General features: G+C 40.3%; 22 protein-coding genes. 13 read left to right on the top strand and 9 right to left on the bottom strand.

Annotated features, from left to right (window positions below):
- The first annotated feature begins 2 nt into the window (after positions 1-2).
- From argB to J500_RS05660, 6 genes are all read left to right on the top strand, one after another.
- On the top strand, positions 3-914 hold the full coding sequence (argB, locus tag J500_RS05685) for an acetylglutamate kinase (protein WP_004991011.1): 912 nt from the start codon (positions 3-5) through the stop codon (positions 912-914).
- A 120-nt stretch (positions 915-1034) separates the two neighbouring features.
- Positions 1035-1814, top strand: a complete 780-nt coding sequence (locus J500_RS05680; protein ID WP_034698639.1) for a GNAT family N-acetyltransferase — start codon at positions 1035-1037, stop codon at positions 1812-1814.
- Between the two features lie 103 nt (positions 1815-1917).
- Positions 1918-2766 carry a class II glutamine amidotransferase gene (locus tag J500_RS05675; protein WP_034698636.1) on the top strand — a complete coding sequence of 283 codons (849 nt, stop codon included), beginning with the start codon at positions 1918-1920 and terminating at the stop codon, positions 2764-2766.
- A 335-nt stretch (positions 2767-3101) separates the two neighbouring features.
- Positions 3102-3551, top strand: coding sequence for a bacteriohemerythrin (locus tag J500_RS05670; RefSeq protein WP_004991008.1), 450 nt, complete (start codon positions 3102-3104; stop codon positions 3549-3551).
- Between the two features lie 162 nt (positions 3552-3713).
- Positions 3714-4799 carry a membrane protein gene (locus J500_RS05665; RefSeq protein WP_034698632.1) on the top strand — a complete coding sequence of 362 codons (1086 nt, stop codon included), beginning with the start codon at positions 3714-3716 and terminating at the stop codon, positions 4797-4799.
- Positions 4796-5116, top strand: a complete 321-nt coding sequence (locus J500_RS05660; protein WP_034698629.1) for an RnfH family protein — start codon at positions 4796-4798, stop codon at positions 5114-5116. The genes J500_RS05665 and J500_RS05660 overlap by 4 nt, the downstream gene beginning before the upstream one ends.
- 43 nt (positions 5117-5159) lie before the next feature.
- Here J500_RS05660 and J500_RS05655 read toward each other — a convergent pair whose 3' ends face one another.
- A complete protein-coding gene (locus J500_RS05655) occupies positions 5160-5558 on the bottom strand; it encodes an outer membrane protein assembly factor BamE (protein ID WP_004991001.1) in 399 nt (132 codons plus the stop codon).
- 111 nt (positions 5559-5669) lie between these two features.
- On the opposite strand from J500_RS05655, the gene fur reads away from it, so the two are divergent.
- Positions 5670-6110 (top strand): ferric iron uptake transcriptional regulator, encoded by a 441-nt coding sequence (fur, locus tag J500_RS05650; RefSeq protein ID WP_004990998.1) that lies wholly within the window; start codon positions 5670-5672, stop codon positions 6108-6110.
- A 73-nt stretch (positions 6111-6183) separates the two neighbouring features.
- On the opposite strand, the gene J500_RS05645 is transcribed toward fur, so the two are convergent.
- Positions 6184-7302 (bottom strand): PilT/PilU family type 4a pilus ATPase, encoded by a 1119-nt coding sequence (locus J500_RS05645; RefSeq protein WP_004995983.1) that lies wholly within the window; start codon positions 7300-7302, stop codon positions 6184-6186.
- Between the two features lie 27 nt (positions 7303-7329).
- Positions 7330-8367 carry a type IV pilus twitching motility protein PilT gene (locus tag J500_RS05640; protein WP_034698626.1) on the bottom strand — a complete coding sequence of 346 codons (1038 nt, stop codon included), beginning with the start codon at positions 8365-8367 and terminating at the stop codon, positions 7330-7332.
- Between the two features lie 123 nt (positions 8368-8490).
- Between J500_RS05640 and J500_RS05635 the strand changes: the two genes are divergently transcribed.
- Both J500_RS05635 and J500_RS05630 read left to right on the top strand, forming a co-directional pair.
- Positions 8491-9177: a YggS family pyridoxal phosphate-dependent enzyme gene (locus tag J500_RS05635; protein ID WP_004995984.1), complete on the top strand. Its 687-nt coding sequence runs from the start codon at positions 8491-8493 to the stop codon at positions 9175-9177.
- A 150-nt stretch (positions 9178-9327) separates the two neighbouring features.
- Complete coding sequence (locus J500_RS05630) at positions 9328-10173, top strand: undecaprenyl-diphosphate phosphatase (RefSeq protein WP_004995986.1); 846 nt, start codon at positions 9328-9330, stop codon at positions 10171-10173.
- 100 nt (positions 10174-10273) lie between these two features.
- On the opposite strand, the gene J500_RS05625 is transcribed toward J500_RS05630, so the two are convergent.
- The 4 genes from J500_RS05625 to J500_RS05610 all read right to left on the bottom strand — a co-directional run bounded on the left by J500_RS05625 (position 10274) and on the right by J500_RS05610 (position 16845).
- Positions 10274-11065, bottom strand: coding sequence for a transglutaminase-like domain-containing protein (locus J500_RS05625; protein WP_034698621.1), 792 nt, complete (start codon positions 11063-11065; stop codon positions 10274-10276).
- 183 nt (positions 11066-11248) lie between these two features.
- Positions 11249-14845: an AAA family ATPase gene (locus J500_RS05620; protein WP_034698618.1), complete on the bottom strand. Its 3597-nt coding sequence runs from the start codon at positions 14843-14845 to the stop codon at positions 11249-11251.
- Between the two features lie 9 nt (positions 14846-14854).
- Positions 14855-16120, bottom strand: coding sequence for an exonuclease SbcCD subunit D (locus J500_RS05615; RefSeq protein ID WP_171071572.1), 1266 nt, complete (start codon positions 16118-16120; stop codon positions 14855-14857).
- A gap of 149 nt (positions 16121-16269) precedes the next feature.
- The gene (locus tag J500_RS05610) at positions 16270-16845 is read right to left on the bottom strand and encodes a hypothetical protein (protein WP_004995995.1); all 576 of its coding nucleotides are present in this window, start codon (positions 16843-16845) and stop codon (positions 16270-16272) included.
- A gap of 357 nt (positions 16846-17202) precedes the next feature.
- Here J500_RS05610 and J500_RS05605 point away from each other — a divergent pair, with 357 nt between their 5' ends.
- Complete coding sequence (locus J500_RS05605) at positions 17203-17655, top strand: ABZJ_00895 family protein (RefSeq protein ID WP_068791234.1); 453 nt, start codon at positions 17203-17205, stop codon at positions 17653-17655.
- A gap of 25 nt (positions 17656-17680) precedes the next feature.
- On the opposite strand, the gene thiO is transcribed toward J500_RS05605, so the two are convergent.
- Positions 17681-18802, bottom strand: coding sequence for a glycine oxidase ThiO (gene thiO, locus J500_RS05600; RefSeq protein WP_004995999.1), 1122 nt, complete (start codon positions 18800-18802; stop codon positions 17681-17683).
- Between the two features lie 59 nt (positions 18803-18861).
- The gene (hemB, locus tag J500_RS05595; RefSeq protein WP_004996001.1) at positions 18862-19875 is read right to left on the bottom strand and encodes a porphobilinogen synthase; all 1014 of its coding nucleotides are present in this window, start codon (positions 19873-19875) and stop codon (positions 18862-18864) included.
- A gap of 108 nt (positions 19876-19983) precedes the next feature.
- Between hemB and J500_RS05590 the strand changes: the two genes are divergently transcribed.
- From J500_RS05590 to J500_RS05580, 3 genes are all read left to right on the top strand, one after another.
- Positions 19984-20481 (top strand): thioesterase family protein, encoded by a 498-nt coding sequence (locus J500_RS05590; protein ID WP_004996002.1) that lies wholly within the window; start codon positions 19984-19986, stop codon positions 20479-20481.
- Positions 20482-20754: 273 nt separating this feature from the next.
- Positions 20755-21909 (top strand): HlyD family efflux transporter periplasmic adaptor subunit, encoded by a 1155-nt coding sequence (locus J500_RS05585; protein WP_004996004.1) that lies wholly within the window; start codon positions 20755-20757, stop codon positions 21907-21909.
- Between the two features lie 3 nt (positions 21910-21912).
- A complete protein-coding gene (locus J500_RS05580; RefSeq protein WP_004996005.1) occupies positions 21913-23457 on the top strand; it encodes a DHA2 family efflux MFS transporter permease subunit in 1545 nt (514 codons plus the stop codon).
- Positions 23458-23480: the final 23 nt, after the last annotated feature.

Genomic DNA, 23480 nt, shown 5'->3' with positions numbered 1-23480 from the left:
GAATGCCACATCAGCATACTGGCATCGACAAAGCGAAAATATTGACCGAAGCTTTGCCGTACATTCAACGTTTTTCGGGTAAAACGCTAGTTGTGAAATATGGTGGCAATGCAATGACCGATCCTGAACTGGAAAGCTCATTTGCACGCGATATTGTGTTATTAAAAACTGTGGGTTTAAATCCAATCGTAGTACATGGTGGTGGTCCACAAGTTGATTCGCTCCTCAAACGTTTGGGGCAGGAGTCTGACCGTATTGATGGAATGCGTGTTACCGATGAAGCGACCATGGAAGTTGTGGAAATGGTGCTTGGTGGGAGTGTCAACAAATCCATTGTCAACCTGATCAATAAACACGGTGGCCGTGCCATTGGTTTAACAGGTAAGGATGGCAACTTGTTGCGTGCACGTAAATTGCTCATGGAAAAACAAGATGAGCAAGGTCAGGTGCAGCATATTGATCTGGGCATGGTCGGTGAAGTGGTTGGGGTAAAAACCGATGTGTTGGAAATGTTTACCCAAAGTGATTTCATTCCTGTGATCGCACCTTTAGGTGTCGATGAAGAGGGAAATACTTACAATATCAATGCAGATTTGGTCGCAGGTAAAGTCGCTGAAGCCTTAGGCGCTGAAAAACTGATTTTGCTCACCAACATCACGGGTGTACTGGATGAAAATAAAAATCTGCTGACTGGCTTAAGCACACAGGAAGTCGATCGTTTAATCGAAACCGGTGTGATTTATGGCGGTATGATTCCTAAGGTCGGCTGTGCCCTTGATGCGGTGAAAGGTGGCGTGGTGAGTGCGCATATTGTCGATGGTCGTGTACCGCATGCAACGTTACTGGAAATCTTTACAGATCATGGTGTCGGGACATTGATTACCAACCGACTTGCACATAAAGTTACGCATTAAATTTTTGTATTGTGTTTTATAAAGTCATCTTCGGATGACTTTTTTATTGGGTATAAAACGTCATTTTCCTGTCATGATCTTATCCTAGTGTAAGCATAATGATAAAAACAGGGTGACATTATGCTAGAAAAACTCAATCACTATCGCCAAAATTTTAGTCTGCCTTTAACTCGTCAAAAAACCAATCAAACTCAGTTTCGCTTTGACTGGGTGGATAACCTCAAAGAATTACAAGAAGTACAACGATTTCGTGCAGTTCAATTTAGTCAACAATTTGGTGTAAGCTTCGAAGATGGACTGGATCAAGATATTTATGATTTTGGCTGCGAACATGCGGTATTAAGAGAAAAATGGACAGGCGAGATCGTGGCATATACCCGCCTTAAACTTTTTCAGGGCCAAGAAATATCACAAAGTTATAGTGCGAGTGAGTTTGAAATTGTTCCGCAACTTTCACATTTACCCAATGTACTTGAAATAGGTCGTACCTGTGTACATCCACGGTTTCGTTCAGGTAAAGCGTTATCGATACTCTGGCTGAATCTGGTGCCCAAGGTACTTTGGTCGATGCGTGCCAAATATTTGATGGGCTGTGTCAGTATTCATTTGCAAGATAATTTGGCGCGCGCTTATCACACACATCAGCAAATTCAGCGTTTAGATTCACAGCAGACCATCGGTATTGCCTCAAAAAATCATTTTGAGATCCCGCGCCCTGAATTTAGTTTTCCACAAGATGAGCGCATGCCCAAATTATTTAAAATGTATCTGGACATGCAATCTAAATTATCGCGTCAAGCGTTCTACGATGAAACTTTTAATTGTCTGGATTACTTTGTTTTCTTGGAAGTCAATCAGGTTGCAAAGTCTTTTGTCTTAAGTAAACGTGTCCATAAATAGAATTTATCGTTAATTTTGTATTAGGCTCTATATATTCAGATTTGCAAGCCTTTTGCCACTGATGCACAATACAGCTAAGCCTCTTGCTTTGATTTGACATGCTATGTGCCAACTACTTGGAATGAATTGTGCCACTCCGACCGATATTACCTTTTCTTTTAAAGGTTTTTCGCAACGCGCGGGGATTACCTCTGATCATTCCGATGGTTTCGGGATTGCATTTTTTGAAGATAAAGCTTGCCGTTTATTTGTCGATAATCAATCTGCGGTTGAATCGCCCATTGCAGAACTGGTGCGTAACTATCCAATCAAATCACGTAATGTCATCGCCCATATTCGTAAAGCAACACAAGGCAAGATTACCCTAGAAAACTCGCATCCTTTTATTCGTGAACTGTGGGGCAGACAGTGGATTTTTGCACATAATGGAGATTTACATCATTTTGATCCACCGTTAACAGGGCGTTTCACTCCCATTGGCAATACGGATAGTGAGCGCGCATTTTGCTATTTGCTAGACCAGTTGGTTGAGCATTTTGGTTATACCGAACCGAGTGTGCTACAAGTCTTTGCTGTTCTTGAACAAATTTCACCCAAAGTTGCTGAGTTTGGAACCTTCAATTATTGCTTGTCCAATGGTCAGGCATTGTTTAGCTATGCGACAACCAAGTTGCATTGGCTGGTTCGTGAGTATCCTTTTAAAGCTGCACGGCTGATTGATCTGGATGTGGAAGTGGATTTCAGTCAAGTCACTACCCCCCATGATCGTGTTGCCGTGATCACCACTGAGCCGCTCACTCAAAATGAACAGTGGACGTCTTATCAAGCTGGAGAAATGATTTTATTTCAGGATGGAAAACCACTAAAACATGCTCAAACACATGTTGAACGTTTAGAGCGGGAACTAAAAAATCCTGAACTTAAACGAATCACTCGTGCAGACCAATATTAGATTTCATTTAAATTTAAGGATTGATGATGGTCTTAAAAATAATGTAACCATATATTTAAAATAATTTGCTATTTTTGTCTATAAAGATAAATTTTATGTATATTCTGCATTTTTTATTTATTTTTCTTTTTTTGTTAATAATAAACCTAGAAATTGGTTAAAAAATATCTTACTTTTTTGCTTTGTTTTTAGGCTGAAATTTTATGCAAATCAGATAATTAAGCCTATTTTTTGATGCTTATTATAATCCCGACCAATTTGCTTCATTTTTATTTAAAAAAATAACAGATATTATATTGATATCTAATAAATGTTTTAGACAGCAGAGGTGTGATATGAGATGGCTTTCTGAATATAATACTGGCATTGAAGTCATTGATGATCAGCATCAACGTATTCTTGAATATATTAATGAGCTAGAAGAAGTCAGAAAAACACATGACAGAGCTCAAGTCAAAGATGTGCTATTAAACTTGATTGATTATACTCAATCGCATTTCGCCTTTGAAGAAAGTTTACAGGAAGAGGCAAATTATAAATATCGAGTTCCTCATAAACGTGTGCATGATTTATTTATTAAAAAAATTGAGCACTATCGTGAACGTTTTGAAATGGGTCATGATGTTGAGGAAGAACTTTATGAAGTGCTATCAAAATGGTTGATTAATCATATCCAACACGATGATGCTGATTATGTCGGTGCAGTGAAAGAAAACATGATGGGTATTATTAAGGAAAAAGAACAGAAAAAAGGCAAGGGGTGGTTTGCACGTTTCTTTTCATAAATAAAAGTCACGAATCGGCAAGCTTCAATAAAAGAAAATAACAACAAGACTCAGCGCTGCAAATCATCTAGAAATAGATGGTTTGCATTTTTTATTTGCAAACTTTGATTTTCATACTCGACAAAGGCAAAATATCTCCAGACTTCATATTAGGAATGAATGATGCAGGATTCAGCTTTCGCGCGGTGGTTATCACCACTTATGGCGTTTTGCTTTACTTTTATTATGATTGCAGCATTAGCATCGGCTGTGGGGATTCAGATCGACCGTCAACTGGATTTCTGGTTGCTTTGGTTAGGGACTATGGTAATTTTGGCACTTCCTCTTTGCTATCTGGAAATTGCACTGGCGAAGCGCTCAAAAACAACCGCTTTGAATGCATTATCCAGTTTAACCCGTGATGCGGATGCTTCACAAAAATGGCGAATTGTGGGGTGGCTCGCCGTTGTATTTATTCCTTTTTTGGCAGGTGCAATTTTAGCCCATTTGGGAATGGCTGCATCTGTGGCTGTGGGACTTGGTTTTAGCTCGCAGATTCTATTTGTTGGTTTAGCGATTATTGCATTTGCTTTGTCGTTTATTCCACGCCAGATTTTACTGATTCTGATGGTCTTAGGGGTCATCATTTCATTGATCAGCTCACTATTTTTGGCGCAGCCAACCACTAGCTGGCACTGGACACCCATTGAGTTTAAAGAATGGGGTAATGCCACAGTTTTGGCGTTGGTGGCCACAGGTTTAGGCATGGGGCTATACTGGCAAAATAGCTTGATTCAGATTCAAAATACATCAGAAGCGAGTAAAACTGCTTTTCCGATTTGGATCGCTCAGTTTGTTGCCGTGATTGCTTTCGGGTTTTACTCAGCACAACAAAATTTTTCTGATACAACACTGGCTATTGCAGGCGTTATTGCAGCCGCTTTGTTATTTCAACTGGCCCGAGAGCAACTACAACAGCGTCAGTTATCAGTGTTGATGCAATGGGTGATCTTACTGATCGCTACATTGATCTGGCTGATCCCTAATATGCAGTTTGAGTTTAATATCTTGCTTATGCAGTGGGGATTATTGATTTGTTTGATTTATTCAATCTTTGCAGGTTGGATTATGAAAATTAGCCATTTGCGCAAATCGATGAACTTTAGTAATGAGCTTTTTTATAATCTATGGCGGATCGCAGTCCGCATTGTTCTACCTTTATCGATTATTCTGGCAATGCTGGCGATCATTGGACCATTGTTCTCATGAGCCATGCTCAGGTCTGGGTGGCGTATGCGGCGGTCAATCAGCAGTTTTTAATTGCTGTCCCATTTACTCAGGGGATGACTGCAATTCAAGCGATTGAACTCAGTCAGATTAGGCAACAAATTGAGATTGCAGAACCTCTAAAATTGGGTATTTTTGGTGTCAAAATTACGTTGGATACGCCGTTAAAAGCTGGTGACCGTGTGGAGATTTATCGGTCTCTGATGATTCATCCTCAAGATATTCGGCGTAAGCGTGCCCAGAAAAATCCAGTGGGACGTTTTCAGCGTGGTAATCGTTTTAAACAATCTGACTCATAGAAAGAACCCCTCAAGCGAGGGGTATCTTTTTATTGAAAAATCATTATAGTGGTGGGGCTGTTAGGATGGCTTCTTTAGAAGCTGGTAAACCAGGCTGTGTTTCTGGAATAGTATCCAAGCCTTCGATACTTTTGACGATCCCTGATTCGTCAAAGTAAATTTTTAAATGCTGACCATGTGCAGCAGGAATTTTTGCTTTTTTAGCATAAGTGCCTGGAATATAGTTGTAGATATAGTCCCAGCGTAGTGGATTTAGAGGATCTGTAACGGTTGGACTACCGAGCAAAAAGCGAACTTGTTGAAAATTCATACCCACTTGAACTTTTGATGCTTGGGCTTTAGTTAATGGAGTTCCCTGAGGGATGTCAACTTTGTAGACACCTAAAGTTGAACAACCAGCAAGCAGTGAAGTGACGAATAACGCCAACATAAGTTTTTGCATTTTGCTACACTATCCCAATAAATTATGATGCATTTGACTTAGGGATAGATCATACTGCATCTAACTACGATTGCCTATTCCAACTTTAAATTTGTTGAGAGACCTTTTTTTATGCCGATTTCCAATCAAGATTTACGTAAAGCTGGACTCAAAGTCACCCTGCCACGAATTAAGATTTTGGAATTATTAGAAAATTCAAAACAGCACCATTTGAGCGCAGAAGATATTTATAAGACTTTGCTTGAGCAAGGTGAAGATGTCGGTTTAGCTACAGTTTACCGTGTATTAACACAATTTGAAGCCGCAGGGATTATTCAGCGACATCATTTTGAAAACAATCATTCTGTTTTTGAGATTATGCAAGAAGATCACCATGATCATCTGGTATGTTTAAATTGCGGTAAAGTCGTTGAATTTACAAATGAAATCATTGAACATGAGCAACATACCGTTGCTGAAAAGCATGGCTTTACCTTAACAGGCCATTCTTTAAATTTATATGGTTATTGTGATGCACCTGAATGTCAGGAAGCCTATCGTAAAAAGCAATAAAATCACATAAATACAACAAATTAAAAAAGGAAGCTTCGGCTTTCTTTTTTAATCGCATCAATTTTTAGATGGTTTATTGACCATCAAAAGTAATGTTGCGACTGGCATTTAATAGTTGTTCTGCACCTTCCTCTGAAAGTTTGATGCTGAGGCGTAGATCGTTTGGCGAGTCAGCATGTTTTAAGGCATCTTTATAGGTAATTTGACCTGCTTTATAAAGATCAAATAAAGCCTGATCAAAGGTTTGCATGCCGAGTTCACGTGAACGTTTCATTAAATCTTTGATTTCATGAATTTCACCTTTACGAATATAGTCAGCAAGTAATGGTGTATTGATCAGAATTTCAATCGCAGCACGACGTGAATTGCCATCTGGTGTTGGAATCAATTGCTGTGCCACCATGGCTTTTAGATTGAGCGAGAGGTCCATATAGAGCTGATTATGGCGATCACTTTCAAAGAAATGAATAATACGATCCAATGCTTGGTTGGCGTTGTTGGCGTGTAATGTCGCTAAGACCAGATGTCCCGTTTCAGCAAAGGCAATGGCATAGTCCATGACCTCACGTGAACGAATCTCACCAATCAAAATCACATCAGGGGCTTGTCGTAGTGTGTTTTTGAGGGCTATATCGAAAGAGTCAGTATCAATACCGACTTCACGTTGAGTCACAATACAACCAGCGTGTTCATGAATGAACTCGATTGGATCTTCAACCGTGATGATATGACCTTTGGAATTCTGATTTCGATAACCAATCATGGATGCCAATGAAGTCGATTTACCCGTACCTGTTGCCCCAACAAAGATAATAATGCCACGTTTGGTCATGGCCAGATCTTTAAGAATGGGCGGTAAGCGTAATTCATCCATTGTAGGGATAATCGTTTCAATGCGACGCAGCACCATACCTGGCATATCACGCTGCTGAAATGCACTGACACGAAAACGTGCGGTTTTTTCCCGATTTACAATCGCAAAGTTACACTCTCTGCTCTCGTCAAATTCCTTGCGTTGCTTATCAGACATAATGGACTGAATCAGTTGTCCAACGACCTCGGCATTCAGCTTAGTCTTAGACACTGGGACAATCTGACCATTAATTTTCATCGAAGGTTCCACACCTGCGGTGACAAACAGGTCTGATGCTTGTTGTTCAATCATCAGATTGAGAAGATCATTAAAATCCATATCTGGTCATTCCTTTATTTTTGTGGCTTATAGGAAGGATTCGGGTGATTTGGCAGCTGTTCGCGCAGTTTGTGGACTGATCACGCCTTTTGAAACCAATGTTTTGAGGCTTTGATCTAGCGTGGTCATTCCATAGTTAGCACCTGTCTGAATAGCAGAGTACATTTGCGCGACTTTATTTTCACGGATTAAGTTACGGATCGCAGGTATCCCGATCATGATCTCATGCGCTGCCACACGGCCACCGCCATTTTTCTTCAATAATGTTTGAGAAATAACGGCTTTTAAAAATTCAGATAGCATGGCACGAACCATATCTTTTTCTTCAGCAGGGAATACGTCAATTACACGGTCAATGGTTTTTGCAGCAGATGTGGTATGCAATGTACCAAATACCAAGTGACCCGTTTCTGCGGCGGTCAAAGCCAAACGAATGGTTTCAAGGTCACGCATCTCACCGACAAGGATAATATCAGGGTCTTCACGTAGTGCTGAACGTAGTGCTTCATTAAAGCCATGAGTATCACGATGTACTTCACGTTGGTTAATCAGGCACTTTTTGGATTGATGTACAAATTCGATCGGATCTTCTACGGTTAAAATATGGTCATAGCGATTGTCATTAATATAATCTAGCATCGCGGCAAGCGTGGTTGATTTACCCGAACCCGTTGGGCCTGTAACCAGTACAATACCACGTGGATAATCACAAATATCCTTAAAGATTTGTCCTAAACCCAAATCATCCATGGTGAGAACTTTAGACGGAATGGTACGGAACACAGCACCTGCACCACGATTTTGGTTAAAGGCATTGACACGAAAACGCGCAATGTTTGGAACTTCAAAGGAAAAGTCAGTTTCTAGCTGTTCTTCAAAGTCACGACGTTGTTTATCATTCATAATGTCATAAACAAGACGATGAACTTCTTTGTGTTCCAGTGCAGGTAGATTAATACGACGAACCTCACCATCGACACGAATCATCGGTGGCATTCCTGCGGAAAGATGTAAATCTGATGCACCGTTTTTAACCGAAAAGGCGAGTAATTCTGTGATATCCATGATTTCCCCTAATATAATGAGTAAGTATCGTTATTTTGTAGAATAATAAGCGTTTCCGAATCGCTTACCAACACTTCAAAGTAAGGTTAAGCAAAAAAAATAACTGAAATGAGAACCCTGTCAATGAATCAGTTTCAACAAGCACGAAATCAGGTCCTGAATCAAATCAAAAATGCCTGTGATTGTGCTCGGCGTGACCCTGCTACGGTACGTTTATTGGCGGTATCTAAAACTCATCCAAGTCAGTCGTTGCGTGAAATGTATCAGTTAGGCCAGCAGTGTTTCGGAGAAAATTATTTACAGGAAGCGCTGGATAAAATTGAAGAATTAAAAGATCTCGATATTGAATGGCATTTTATTGGACATGTGCAGCGTAATAAAACTAAGCAACTGGCGGAAAAGTTTGATTGGGTACATGGCGTAGATCGTTTAATCATTGCCGAGCGTTTATCCAGCCAGCGTTTAGATACGCAGCCACCCTTAAATTTATGCATTCAAGTCAATATTGATGTGCAAGACTCAAAAGATGGTTGCCAACCCGATGAGGTGGCTGAACTGGTCGCACAAATTAGTCAATTGCCTCATATTCGTCTACGCGGAATTATGGTGATTCCTGCGCCAGATCATTCTCAGGCTTTCATCGATGCCAAAGAATTATTTGAACAGGTAAAGCCTCAACATGCGCAGCCACAGGACTGGGATACTTTAAGTATGGGAATGTCTGGTGATCTGGATGCTGCAATTGCGGCTGGAGCGACCATCGTCCGTATTGGTACGGCTCTTTTTGGCGCACGGGATTATTCAAAATAAAATTTAAAAATGAAGTAAGACAACTTTTAAAGGAATAAATTCATTTATTCGGATGATGAGCGTGGTGTTTGTTTAATTCGATTGAGCTTTTTAATCTAGTTTTAATGGCTCGAACGTATATAAGCATCACGGGCTTTTACGAGAATATAAATGAACCTTTTCCATGTATTTATTTTGGCAGTGATTCAGGGCTTAGCTGAACTTTTGCCTGTTTCCAGTTCTGCACATGTGATTTTGGCAGAAAAAATCATGGGTTTTGACCCTTCTGCACCACAGATGACTTTTTTATTGGTGATGCTACATACAGGAACAATGTTTGCCGTAATCGTGTATTTTTGGCGGTCATGGAAAAAAACTTATTTCTCAAACTGGAATGATTTCAAACAGCGTTTCTTCTATGTTTTAATCGCAACCGCAATTACGGGTGTGTTAGGGCTGTTATTGCAAGCTTTAATTAAACATGTATTTTTTGGCGGAGCCAGTAACTTTGAGATTGAACATTTATTTAGTAACTCCAAATTGATGGCAGCAGCTTTAGCTGCGGCAGGGGTTTTAATTATTCTATCTTCACGTTTTGATCGCGGACAACAAGGTGATATCGGTTTATCCAGTGCTGTTGTGATTGGGGCAGTGCAAGCTTTATGTTTACCGTTTCGAGGTTTTTCTCGCTCAGGTGCAACGATTTCCACAGCGTTATTTTTAGGCATATCTCGTCAAAAAGCCGAAGAGTTTAGTTTTGCCTTGGCTGTGGTATTAACGCCTGCTGTGATCGCAAAAGAATTATTGCGTTTGGTTCATGCGCAACAGGCAAGTGTGGGAGCCTCTCATTTGGCAATAGGGAGTTTGTTATTGCCAAGCTTGTTTGGCATGGTCTTTAGCTTTCTAACAGGTTTACTGGCGCTTAAATGGCTCTCTGCATGGCTAGAGCATGGTCGCTGGTATTTGTTTGGGATTTATTGTCTGGTGTTTTCAGGTGTGGTTTTAAGCTTGGCGTAAATATTGGAGATCAATACAAGATGAGGGGAATATTTTTCCCTCACTTGAAAAATTAAAAAACCTTAGACAACTAATCGATATATCATGAACGTAATTAAGATTATGCTCCAACACGCTCAATCAAAGGACTCATAGAAATGAGTTCAATCTCCCCATAAACCGTTGCAAATGGAACATCTTTGGCATCGAGTCCAGTACCTATGCGAACAAACTGATCAATTGGCCCCATACGTGTGGCATCAAAAAGCACCCACTGATTTTCAAGATAAACTTCAAAAATTGCATGGAAATCAGGCTGAGCTTCATAAAAAGGCATATAACCAAATACAAATCGTGCAGGAATATTCAGCGCACGGCAAATCGCAATGCCTAGATGAGCAAAATCACGACATACCCCAGCGCGATTAACTAAAATATCACGTGCTGTGGTCGTACTGTCTGATGAGCCTGATTGGTATAGAATATTATTATAAATCCAGTCACAAATTGCTTGTACACGTGTATATCCTTTTGGCAAATCAGCAAAAGTATTGTTTACCATTATACCGATCAAATCGGACTCACAAAAACGGCTTGGAGCAAGATAAAATAATGTATCCGAAGGTAAATCTTTAATTTCACATTCTTTTAAAGTCGTGTCACGTTCAGGAATATCAGTTTGAACTTCTGCATTATAGTGGACAATTAAATCACCTTCTGGCGCGTACACACGGATAAGTCGATTTAAAGCATTATCACGATGATATTGTTCAAAGGTCAGGTCGGGCTTTAGCTGAAATGACTCATCGATGATCGTTTGCCAAGGATGCTCTGCGATCTGCAATTGAAAAATAAATTGGGTTACATTTATGACGCGATAATGAAGCTGACAGTTTATTGATAATGTATGCATTTTTTAGCCCAAATTAAATTTTTTATCTCCACCTAAAAACAAAAAATTTCTTGCTTTGACCATTTTTGTTTTTAATCAGAATCATTTTTAAGTTACCAAATTCTTTTTCTTTCACAATGAATGATTCACAAGCAAATAGTAGGGGATATGTAAAGTTTGGAAGATGCTTACACAATGGAAAGATCATCCCACCACTTCAATTCGACTCGAACCAGAACCGATTGGCTGAACCTGTATTTGTACAGGAATGCGTTCATGCATTTCTTGAATATGCGAGATTAAAACCACTTTACGCCCCTGACTTTGTAATTGATCAAGCGCATTCATGACCATATGCAAAGAAGATGCATCCAGTGTGCCAAAGCCTTCATCAATAAATAAAGATTCGATTTTCATTGAACCAGAAGCCATATTGGCAATGGCAAGTGAAATCGCAAGTGCAGTCAGGAATGATTCACCGCCAGAGAGCGACGCGACAGAACGGATTTCACCATCCATATCATGATCGATAATGGCAAGACTGAGTGAGTTCTCCAAACGTTTTAAGGTATAGCGCTGTGATAGCATGGCGAGTTGTTGATTGGCATATTCCAGTAAAATATCCAGATTGTACTGCTGTGCCAAATCACGAAACTTTTTACCGTCTCTATCACCCATTAAGCTCGAAATTTTATTCCAGCGATGTTCTTGATGTTGGATCAGTTGAATCTGATCGGCATATTGTTGCTGCTTGGCTAGATTCTGCTGATGTAACTCTAATTTAACTTTATATTGATCACGTTGCTCACCAGTGCTTTGTAACTGACTCAGAGTATCCTGAAGCTGTGTTTTAAGCTGTCCGAGAGCTATTTCGGGTTGCGATTGCAGATGTTCTGCAAGTTGTTCCTGTATCGTTTTCAGTGCTGAATGTGCTTCATTGAGTTGACGTTCAGCCTGCTGCAAGACCATACGAAGTTGCTGTTCTTCCGAGGTTGAAATGGCCAGCAATTCTGCAAATTGTTGTTGCTTAAATGCGGTATGAAGATTTAACCATTGTTCAATTTGACTCTGACATTGCGTTAAATCTTTTTGATTTTGCTCCAAATGTGCATTGAGGCGATCTAATTCACTTTTTTGCTGATCAAAAGTCAGTCGTAATTGCTCAAAGCCCTGTTTGAGTTGTTGATAATTTTTTTGTAAATCGTGACGTTGCTGCTCATGTTGTGTGAGCCATTCATTGGCTTTTACACGGGTCTTACCTGTCATCTGTTCAACGAGATGAGTCGCATTTTCACTATTTTGTAGACCTTGTTGTCTTACATGTTCTAGTTGCTGCTTTAGCTCAGCCAACTGTTTGTTGTTATACCCAATCTCAGCAATCAATTGTTTAAGTTGTTGCTGTAGTTGATCAGACTGTTGTTGCAATTCTTCACTTGTTTTAAGCTGTTGGACACGCTCCTGCAAGCGATGCAGGATTTTTTCGGCAAGCGTTAAGCTATGCTTTAACCAGTGTTGCTGCTCCTGATCAGTTAAACATTGCACAATATGCTGAACTTGTTGTTGTAATTGTTGAATGGTTTGGAGTTGGTATTGAGTATTCTGGATTCTCTGTTGTAAGGTTTGCTGTTGTTTTTGTGCCTGTTTTAATTGCTGAAGGTCTTGTTCAATCTTTTGTTTGTTGACTAAATTTTTTTCAATAACCAATTGCAATTGGGCTGTTAATTCAGAAGGCGCTTCCGTTAAATTTAACGATATATCGAGTTGTTGATTTTCTTGAATTAATACGTGTTGTTGTTCGTTAAATTTTTCCTGATTACGAACACAATTACTATTTAATTCCTTAAACCGTGCCTGTATTTGGTTGAGTTGTTGCTGTGCGGTTTGCCATTCATTGAAATGCTGTTGTTCATTTTGGTTAGCTTGTTGTTCTTGTTGTTGATGTAATTCATATAAGGCTTTGGAGACTAAACTTTCATCATCACGATAAGGATGGTCAATGCTTCCACAGACAATACAAGCTTCGCCTGATTTTAACTGAGTGCGCAAATGTTCGATATTTTCGCTATGCAATAAACGTTGCTGTTGTAACACCTGTTGCAGTTGTTCACGTTCAGTTTTCGCATGTTGATAACGTTGTTGCGTCGCTTCAGTTTGTGTTTCAAGCTTTTTCTGGGTTTGACTGGTGTTTTCTAATTCTGCTTGAAGCTGAACAAGTTCTTGTTTAAACTGAATAAATAATTGGAGTTTATGTTGAACACTTTCAAGTTGATTCAATCGTTCTAGTTGCTGGTCTTTGAGTAATTGTTGCTGTTGCAGTTGATCTTCAATTTGCTGAACATCGCCAAAGCGTTCAATTAAATCCTTAACGGTCTTTTCATCAAGCTGCAATTGTTGCTGAGCTGCTGCAATATCGCCAATGCTATGTTCAATTTTTTGATAATGTTGAATAAATTGACTAAGTTGCTGAATATGAGTCTTTAAACCTTGATCAAGCGGCATAAACTGTTTGCTTTGATCCAATTGAAGCGCCGTTTGGTGCAGTCGATCATTAAGCTGTTGCTGTTGTTGTTCAAATTGCTGTTGTTTACTAAATAAAGGCTGTTGCGTAAGTTCCAGATGCTTTAAACGACTTTGGATTTCTTTATATTTTTCTGCAATCGAGTCGCGTTCCAACACATATTTACGTACCTGATTTAATTCAGCTTGGTGCTGCTGTTCAAAATCCTGAAATTGTCGCAAGGCTTTTTCAGCCTGATGATAGTGCGATTGTTCCTGTTCATATTGCGCAGTCAAGTTTGAAAAATGTTGTTGCTGCTTTGAAATTTGTGGCTCAAGTTGCTGCTGATGTTTGAGTAACTGCTGTTGTTGAAACACATGTGGTCGTATTTCAGAAAACATGCTCAACTGTTTTAAACGCTGATGGTCTGCTTCTAAATCCTGATTCACTTTGATGTGTTGATCATAATGTTGTTGTTTGAGCGTGACGTCATGTTCAAGTTTTTGTCGGCGTTCAAACCATTGTTGCACTTGTTCCAGTTTTACTTTTTCTGTTTCAAGTTTCTGCTGCTGCTGTTTCGCGCTGTCAAACTGAGTGCGTAGTTCAGCGCATTCTTCATCGGAAAGTAATTCAATATGACCTAAAACATTTTCCAGTTGTTTGCGCTGTTGAGTAATTTCTTTGGTTTTTTCAAATGCGAGCTGACCAATCTTGGCAAAAATACTGGAATTAGTCAGATATTCGAGCAATTCACCGCGTTCATTATCGCGTGCCTTTAAGAAAGCCGTCACTTCAGATTGTGCCAAAAGTACTGCACGAGTGAATTGTTCAAAACTGAGTTGGGTAATTTGTTGGATATGAACTTCAACCGCTTTAGTTTTGTCTGCAATCACGACGCCATCGGTGAGACATTTTAAGGTGCGTTGTACACTTTGTAATTTACCCGTGGCATTTTCGCGGGCGCGTTTAATCTCCCAACGGGCTAGATAATGCTTTTGATCCTGTGCAACAAAACACAATTCAGCAAAGCCGTGTGCTGTCCCACGTCGTAATACCGTAAGCGGGGAGTTGGTTAAAAGTTCTGAACCATCCACATCTAAAAGCTTGCCATCACTGTCTTTGAGCCGAGGAATTTTATTAAACAAAGCCAGACACATGGCATCTAAAATCGTGGATTTGCCCGCACCTGTTTTACCAACAATGGCAATCAGTCCTGCACTGGCTAAGGGATCACTTTCAAAATCAATAAAATGTTCGCCTGCCAATGATGCTAGATTTTTGAGTCGAATGGATAATATTTTCACGTGAATCCTTTAACTCTGGTGTTGATCTTCAAGTTGCTGCTGCGCTTGAGCGACTAAACTCATAAAGTCTTTTTGAACTTCATCATCTGCGTGATATCCCTTTTTTTCCCAAATTTGTTGAAATAACTTTTCAGGTGTTGGCGGTTCAAGATGAATCTGTTGCTGCTGCTCGGCACTATTTTCGGTGGATAAATATTGGCGCGAAATCCGAACCAGACGATAGCGATCTGGCGGAAGGGCATCCTCAAATTGTTGTCTTAAATTTGGCTGAGGTGGCGTGAGGGTATGATATTCAATATCGACATATTCACGTTGATCAATGCTTTCAATGACTTCACTGGGTAGTGATTTTAACTGTTGCATAACTTCAGTCAGTTCACCACGAATTTTATGCAATTGAACGCTACGCGGAATTTCCAAAGCCTCAAACTGAAAATATGGATCATCTTTTTGCTCTGGATTGAACGTGACCTCAACCACTTGATGTTTATAATTAATTTCACTAAAGGAAAGCGGAATAGGTGAGCCACTATAACGAATATGTGTTTGTCCAACTTTTTGCGGTTTGTGTAAATGTCCCAGCGCCACATAATCAATGCCATCTTCAAACAAAGTCGTGGATAACGCTTCTTCATTGCCAATGATAATCGGGCGTTCTGAATCCGAAGTTTCACCGCCTTGCATGTGGGCATGTGACATCAAAATAATCGCTTGATCGTGCGTTTTACGTCGTTTGGCTTCTGCAATCAGCTGCTCGTGCAAATAGGCAATGGCATTTTGGCTGTTGGTTGTTTGATCATTGAAACCTGTAATTTCAGCAGAACGTAAAAATGGCAGGGCAATACACCATGCTACGATCTGCTTTTGCTCATCGTAAATGGGCAAAATTAAACGATCCAAATTTAAAGTTTTATCTTCATTCCAACGAATTACACCGACGGTTTTGGCATTATATTTTTCTAAAAGTGGCTCGACTTGCTCAATCCGATAGCCTGAATCATGATTGCCTGCAATCATTAAAGTTTGCATATGCGGTGCAAGTTGATGTGCATCAGCTAAAAATTGATAAAGTTGTTTTTGTGCCTGTGAGCTAGGATTGATCACATCGAAAATATCACCAGCAATCAGTAAGGCATGTGGTTGTTTTTGTTTGATTTGCTCAAGTAACCATGTCAGAAATTGTTCATGCTCGTAATGGCGGGAATGGTTATAAAAAAAATGTCCCAAATGCCAGTCGGAAGTATGAAAAAAGCGCACGGTCATCAGTGATGATATTCCTATTTTTGATTAGAGGATAAGGTAACATAAATCGAACTGCAATTCAGAACGCATCAAAAATCAATCGCATCATGATATTTTTAGACTAAGTTTGATGAAAGAGTAAAAAAAGACAATTCATCCATAATGATGTCAAATTTGATATTTTAGCTTTCATTCACTTGATTTAAAGCTTGATGTAATTGATCCAAAAAGTATTGTTGTTTCGGATTATTTTTAAAATATCTTTGATAATTAACACTGCAACTTTCAATATCTGCAATATTTTCTTTATTAAATGACCAATCATCTGTATTTTTTACAGTAATTCCTAAGCTATCGTTACATGACTGCCAAAGTTGATTAAATCTATTTCTTTGCGTGTTAGGCAATCGTTTAAAATCGGCATAAACGGTATAGCCATGCATTTCAGAGTTAAAAAACTTATTGATTGAGGTAATAGGAACACCTCCCCAAATTATGGTCTGGTCATGTGGGAATTCAATCGCAGTCAGCTTTGTCTCAGACATTAGCCGATCTTGTTTCCCCTGTTTAAAAGGTTGTTCCTGATAAACTAACTTTGTCCCTATTGGAACAGCAATGTTTTTTACAATTTGGGCTTGAGTTGTAATAAAAAAGGGATAGTCTGGAGATGAGTTACCACCTGTAGGATTCATATTTCCTACGCAAGCGGTGAGTAAAGGTAAAAATACAACTGATAAAAATTTAATTTTTATAGACACTTAAACATCCTTTTAATCATCACTATATTGAGTTTGGTTGTTATAAAATAGAGCTCAATAATTGGGATAGGGTAAGCATAAAACAAAAGCTTAAAAAATAAAGACCGACGATTCGAGTGATGATAAATCGTCGGTCAAAAACTTTAAAATATGTCTGGCTGCTAACAAAACATACTCTAAAGGAGATGTCATAATGAAAGGTCACCGAAAATTTGCGGATGCCGTGCAAATACCATTCGGTTGCTGCTGACCTTGTACTCTATATAACGAAGCTCCAACCAAAAAGGTTGACAACAAAATGCAAAAAACTTGAAAAAAACTTAAAATAATTTTTTAAATGTTCAATTTGTGATGAAAATGACCAACTTACGCCGTTACTACTTATGGTTTTTTCTTATATGTTTCATAATGACGCTGATCATGGGCGTGATTGCGGCGCTATTACCTCAAGGTGTCGGTGGAATCGTAACGGCTGTGCCTTATCTGGTGGCGGTTATCGCCGTACTTTTTCAATTTTTAAAACAGGAAAAACGCGCACCAAGCCAACAGGAGCGTAAAAAATTAACTTTGGGGTTTACCCTTATTTTCTGGGGCTATAATTTATTAGGTGTTTTACTGGGGCTAACTATATTTTCGATACGTGACCCAGAAGTCTTTCAAAACTTTCTACTTTATTTACAACAACCACAATTTATCAGCATCATTTTAATCATGTTTTTGGTGCTGGCGATTCCTTTGTATCTGATTACCTATTGGTTTTATGGCAAACAAGCCCAGCGTATGGCAGCCAAAATGTTTGAATCTAAATAAATCTTGAAGCTTGCCTTCTTGTCGTTTAGCCCATGACCAACTGTTCTGTTTTTAGGCGTTCAGGAGAGTATGGTGCTGGGTCGGTTAATGTGGGTTGCTCTAGTATTAACTGAGCTAACAACTGTGCAGAAGCAGGCCCCATACATAAACCATTACGGAAATGACCAACATTCATCCATAGATTGTCTAGATCAGGAACAGCACCAATATAGGGAACACCTGTTGGAGAACTTGGTCGTAGTCCCGCCCATTGTTTGACGATGGGAAATTGAGCCAGTTCAGGCACTATTTCCAGACAGGCATCGATAATATTCTGTTGAGTTTTGGCATCGGGCGTCGTGTCAAAACCACAATTCGCCATACTAGAACCGCAAACAATATGACCATCCTGACGTGGAATCAGATACATGACCTTATTCATACACATGGTAGGAAGCCATTGAGCTGGGGTTTTAAATAGCACCATTTGCCCTTGTACGGGCTGTACAGGAATTTTTAGCTCAAGCTGTTGTTGCCAATGTTGACTCCATGCCCCTGTTGCAATGACAAATTGATCCGCTTGTATTTTGTTGCCGTGCTGATCTGTCGCAGACAGCACTTGTTGGTTTTGAATCTGAAATTTGAAGATTTGAGTCTGTTCAAAAAATTGCACCAGAGGATGCTGCTTTAAATAGCAGATGATAGACTGTAAAAGTCGTGGATTACGCACGTTGGATAATTGCGAAAAATAAATCGCGTGTTGAAATTTTGGATTAATCCACGGATTCACTTGTTCTAACGCATCATATTCTAGATAGTCAGCCTGTTGCATGGGGTCTTGATAATGCGCTGCATAATTCAGACCAATATCAAAATCATCTTCATCAAAAATCAGCATACCTGTGTCATGGATTTCAAAATCAATGCCTGTCATCGGCAGTAATTTTTCATTCCAAGTTTGATACATGCTTTTGCCATATTGCGCCAGTGTATTAACGGCTTGAGGATAACGCCACGGATACATCGGCGAGAGGATGCCACCACCCGCCCATGAAGCCGCCTGACCTGATTGTTGCTGATCAAAAATAGAAATCTGACAACCTTGTTCAACCAGTTCCAGTGCGGTGAGTAAACCACTAATTCCTGCACCAATAATGGCAATATGCATGATAACGTTAAACCATTTTAAAAATTCCCCTCTTTATCAAAGAGGGGTTAGGGGAGATTTTATTTCATCTCTTTCAATTTAAGCGCTGCATCTTCGGCAAAATATGTCCAGATTCCATCTGCACCTGCACGACGACAACACAGTAAAGATTCTAAAATTACGCTATCAGATAACCAGCCATTTTGAATGGCGCCTGCCAACATGGCATATTCGCCACTGACCTGATACAAAAAGGTCGGGACGCCAAAGGTATCTTTTACTTCACGAACAATATCCAGATACGGCATACCCGGTTTGACAATCACCATATCTGCGCCTTCTTGCAAATCCAGTGCAATTTCATGCAAAGCTTCTGCACGGTTACCAATATCCATCTGGTAGTTGTATTTATTGCCGCCTTTTAAATTGCTGGCAGAACCGACCGCATCACGGAAAGGCCCGTAAAAACTAGAGGCATATTTGGCTGAATAAGCCATGATGTTGGTATAAATAAAGCCATTTTGTTCAAATGCCTGACGAATCGCCGCAATACGACCATCCATCATGTCACTTGGCGCCACGACGTCTGCGCCCGCAGCCGCATGACTCAAAGCTTGTTTGACGAGACATTCTACGGTTTCATCATTCAGGACATAACCAGTATCATCGATAATGCCATCCTGACCATGTGTGGTATATGGATCTAAAGCACCATCGGTGATGAGCACCATTTCAGGTAATTCTTTTTTGAGTAATCGACATGTTTCCTGCACCAGACCGTCTTCACGCCATGCTGCTTCGGCGGTCAAACTTTTGTCCTCTTGTGGTGTGACAGGAAATAAGGCAAGCTTGGATACGCCTAATTCTAAAAGGTGTTCTGCTTTTTTGACGAGTAAATCTGCCGATAAACGCTGAATATTTGGCATACTCGGAATATCTTGACGTTGATTTTGTCCTGGAAGTACAAATACTGGATAAATGAGATGATGCGGCGTCAGTTGAGTTTCGCTGACCATCGCCCGCAGTTGATCATTTTTACGGATTCGACGCATGCGAGTCGCTGGAAATGCAGGACGATTGAACGTATAAGTCATAACAATCTCAAGCCTCAGTATTAACTTGTGGCGTATTGTAGACCCATAATAGGGCATTTGTACAAGCAGAATTGGCTTTAATTTAGATTTGTGAAGATTAGGGAACGTATGACTGAAGCGAAAAAAACATGGACTGGACATATTCAATTAGGCTCAAAAATCGATATTAGCGTGATTCTGAATCAGTTATGTCAGGCATTTAATAGTTCTCCTTTTTTTAAGCATAATGCGATGACCATGCGCGTTGTAAATGATGAGATAGAAGCGCATATTGAAATGTTGCCAAATTTGATCGGGAATGTTGCTTTTCAAATTTTACATGGCGGTGTTGCTGCGACAATGTTGGATAGCATCGGCGGAATTGTGGCGATGGGAGAGTTGTATAAACAGACTGAAGCTGAAAATATGGCGGAAACCATCAAGAAAGTTTCACGTTTGGCAACGGTTGATATGCGGGTGGATTATCTAGCCCCTGGACGTGGAGAATACTTTATTGCTAAAGCTGAAGTCCTGCGGTTGGGGCGTAAAGGTTGTACCATGCGAATGACGATGAAAAATAATGAAGACAAAATAATTGCAGTTGGAACAGCATCTTATGCCTATTAAGTAAGTCGATCGATGAGAACATAGCATCTTTAGAGATGCTTTTTTTTATGCGATTTCTTTTGGAAAGTTAGTAAAACTCAGTTTAAGCAAAAATGAACTGATAAGTTATATTTTTATTATCAGCCTATGATTTTTTTGGTTATTCTTGCTTCATTTGAAAATTAACATTGTCAAAACTATTCTCATTTAAGATTAAGTTCAGATTCAGAACTTAGACTGGTCGATCGAACTGGAAAATTGTGAAATTTCAACCTACAGAATTAGGAATATCCGATGACAAATGCTCAAGATGATGTGCAGGCAACAGAGCAGACAGCATCAACTTCTGATGACGCAATGAAGTCTAAACGTAAAAAACTACTCGGTTATTTTGCCTTGATTGTGATTATTGCCGCCATTTTATATGCGATTTGGGCTGTATTTTTTAATCATTCGATCAGTACCGACAATGCCTATGTGGGGGCTGAAAATGCTCAAATCACCTCTATGGTGAGCGGTCAGGTTGCCAAAGTCTTGGTCACTGATACAGCACAAGTCAAACAAGGTAATATTCTGGTTGAAATTGACAATCGAGATGCAACGATTGCTCTGGCGCAGGCAAAGGCTGAATTGGCAAAAGCAAAACGTCAATATCAACAAAGTTCAGCCAATAGTAGTTCATTAAGTTCACAAGTTATCGTTCGTGACGATGAAATCAATAGTGCCAAAGCACAGGTTGCCAAAGCACAGGCAGATGTAGACAAAGCCAAACAGGATTATGATCGCCGTGCTTCTCTTGCAGCGACAGGCGCGATTTCCAAAGAAGAACTGACTTCTGCACAAAGCGCATTGCATACAGCACAAGCCAATTTGAATGTGGCTCAGGCAGGACTATCTCAGGCTGAATCTAATCGTAAAGCGGCCATGAGTAATTTGGCTGCCAATGATGCCTTAATTAAAGGTACCGATGAAGACACGCTTCCAGATGTATTGGTCGCTCAGGCGAAAGTTGAACAAGCACAGCTTGATCTGGATCGTACCGTGATTCGTGCGCCAGTCGATGGCGTAGTCGCACGTCGTAATATTCAGGTTGGTCAGCGTGTCGCTCCCGGTACAGTGATGATGAGTATTGTTCCGATTTCTCAACTGTATGTCGATGCTAACTTTAAAGAAAGTCAGTTGGCTAAAGTCCGCGTGGGACAAACAGCAACCCTGACTTCAGATTTGTATGGTGATGATGTTGAATATCATGGCAAGGTGATCGGCTTCTCTGGCGGAACGGGTGCTGCTTTTGCCTTAATTCCTGCACAAAATGCGACAGGTAACTGGATTAAAGTGGTTCAGCGTTTACCTGTACGGATTGCACTTGATCCCAAAGAGTTGGCAGATCATCCATTACGAGTGGGTTTGTCAATGGAAGCCAAAGTCGATCTTTCTTCGAAGAAGTAATCTATGAGTGCTCAAAATCAGGCGGCATCACGGACACCTTTTGCCGAGTTAAGTGGTGGTCGTTTGCTGCTTGCAGCATTTGTCATCGCGTTATCTAATTTTATGGTGGTACTCGATACCACTATTGCCAATGTCTCTGTACCGCATATTACAGGAAATCTGGCAGTTTCTTCTTCGCAAGGCACATGGGTGGTGACCTCCTATGCAGTTGCCGAAGCCATTTGTGTTCCATTGACAGGTTGGCTGGCAAGCCGATTTGGTACAGTTCGTGTCTTTGTGATGGGGCTGATTGGTTTTACTGTATTCTCATTTCTATGCGGACTCTCGACCAGCCTTGAAATGTTGGTGTTGTGTCGTATCGGGCAGGGCTTGTCTGGCGGGCCATTGATGCCGCTCAGTCAAACTTTGCTGATGCGTATTTTCCCACAGGAAAAACATTCTCAAGCGATGGGACTTTGGGCAATGACCACCGTATTAGGTCCGATTCTAGGTCCGATTTTAGGTGGTTTAATCAGTGATAATTTGTCTTGGCACTGGATTTTCTTTATCAATATTCCTGTTGGGATTATTTGTGTGATGGCAGCCATCCGACTGCTATCTGTCGCAGAAACAGATACCGTTCGCTTAAGAATCGATAGTGTTGGCTTATTTCTATTAGTACTGTGGATTGGTGCATTACAGCTCATGCTAGATTTGGGGCATGAACGTGACTGGTTTAATAATACCAGTATTGTCATGCTTGCGCTGACGGCCATTATTGGTTTCATTGTTTTTCTAATCTGGGAAATGACCGATAAACAGCCTGTGGTTAATCTCTGGATCTTTCGGCATCGAGGTTTTACAGTTTCGGTTCTTGCGCTGTCCTTTGGTTTTGGCGCGTTTTTTGGCAGTATTGTCCTGATTCCTCAGTGGTTACAAATGAACCTCGGTTATACCGCAACTTGGGCAGGCTATTTAACGGCAACCATGGGTTTTGGTAGCTTAACCATGTCACCTATAGTCGCTAAATTGGCAACAAAACATGACCCACGTGCTTTGGCCAGTTTTGGTCTGTTACTGCTGGGGGTTGTGACCTTTATGCGAGCCTTCTGGATTACCGATTCAGACTTTATGACTTTGGCTTGGCCGCAGATATTACAAGGCTTTGCTGTGCCATTTTTCTTTATTCCTCTGTCCAATATTGCACTTGCTTCGGTTCTCCCACAAGAAATCGCATCCGCTGCGGGATTGATGAACTTCCTAAGAACCATAGCTGGTGCAATAGGTGCTTCTATTGCGGTCACCATTTGGGATGACCATGCCAAAGTTGCCCGTAGTGAAATGGTCTCGAGCTTACATGTTGAAGAAACCCAAAATACGCTGATTCAGAGTGGTTTTAGTCCAGACAGTACATTGGGAATTATTTCTAGTCTAGTGGATAAAGAAGCGATTACCATGTCGGCAAATCATGTATTTTTGTTATTTGCTTTGGCTTTCATTTTTGCCGGATTAATCATCTGGTTAAGTCCAAAACCGCAGCGCAGTTTACAAGGGCCTGCACCTCATTAAGTGAAGATAGGGAACTTAAGTTC

The organism is Acinetobacter sp. 479375, from assembly GCF_000581715.1.
Classification (GTDB): domain Bacteria; phylum Pseudomonadota; class Gammaproteobacteria; order Pseudomonadales; family Moraxellaceae; genus Acinetobacter; species Acinetobacter ursingii.
This window is presented reverse-complemented; position numbering and strand designations above follow the sequence as displayed.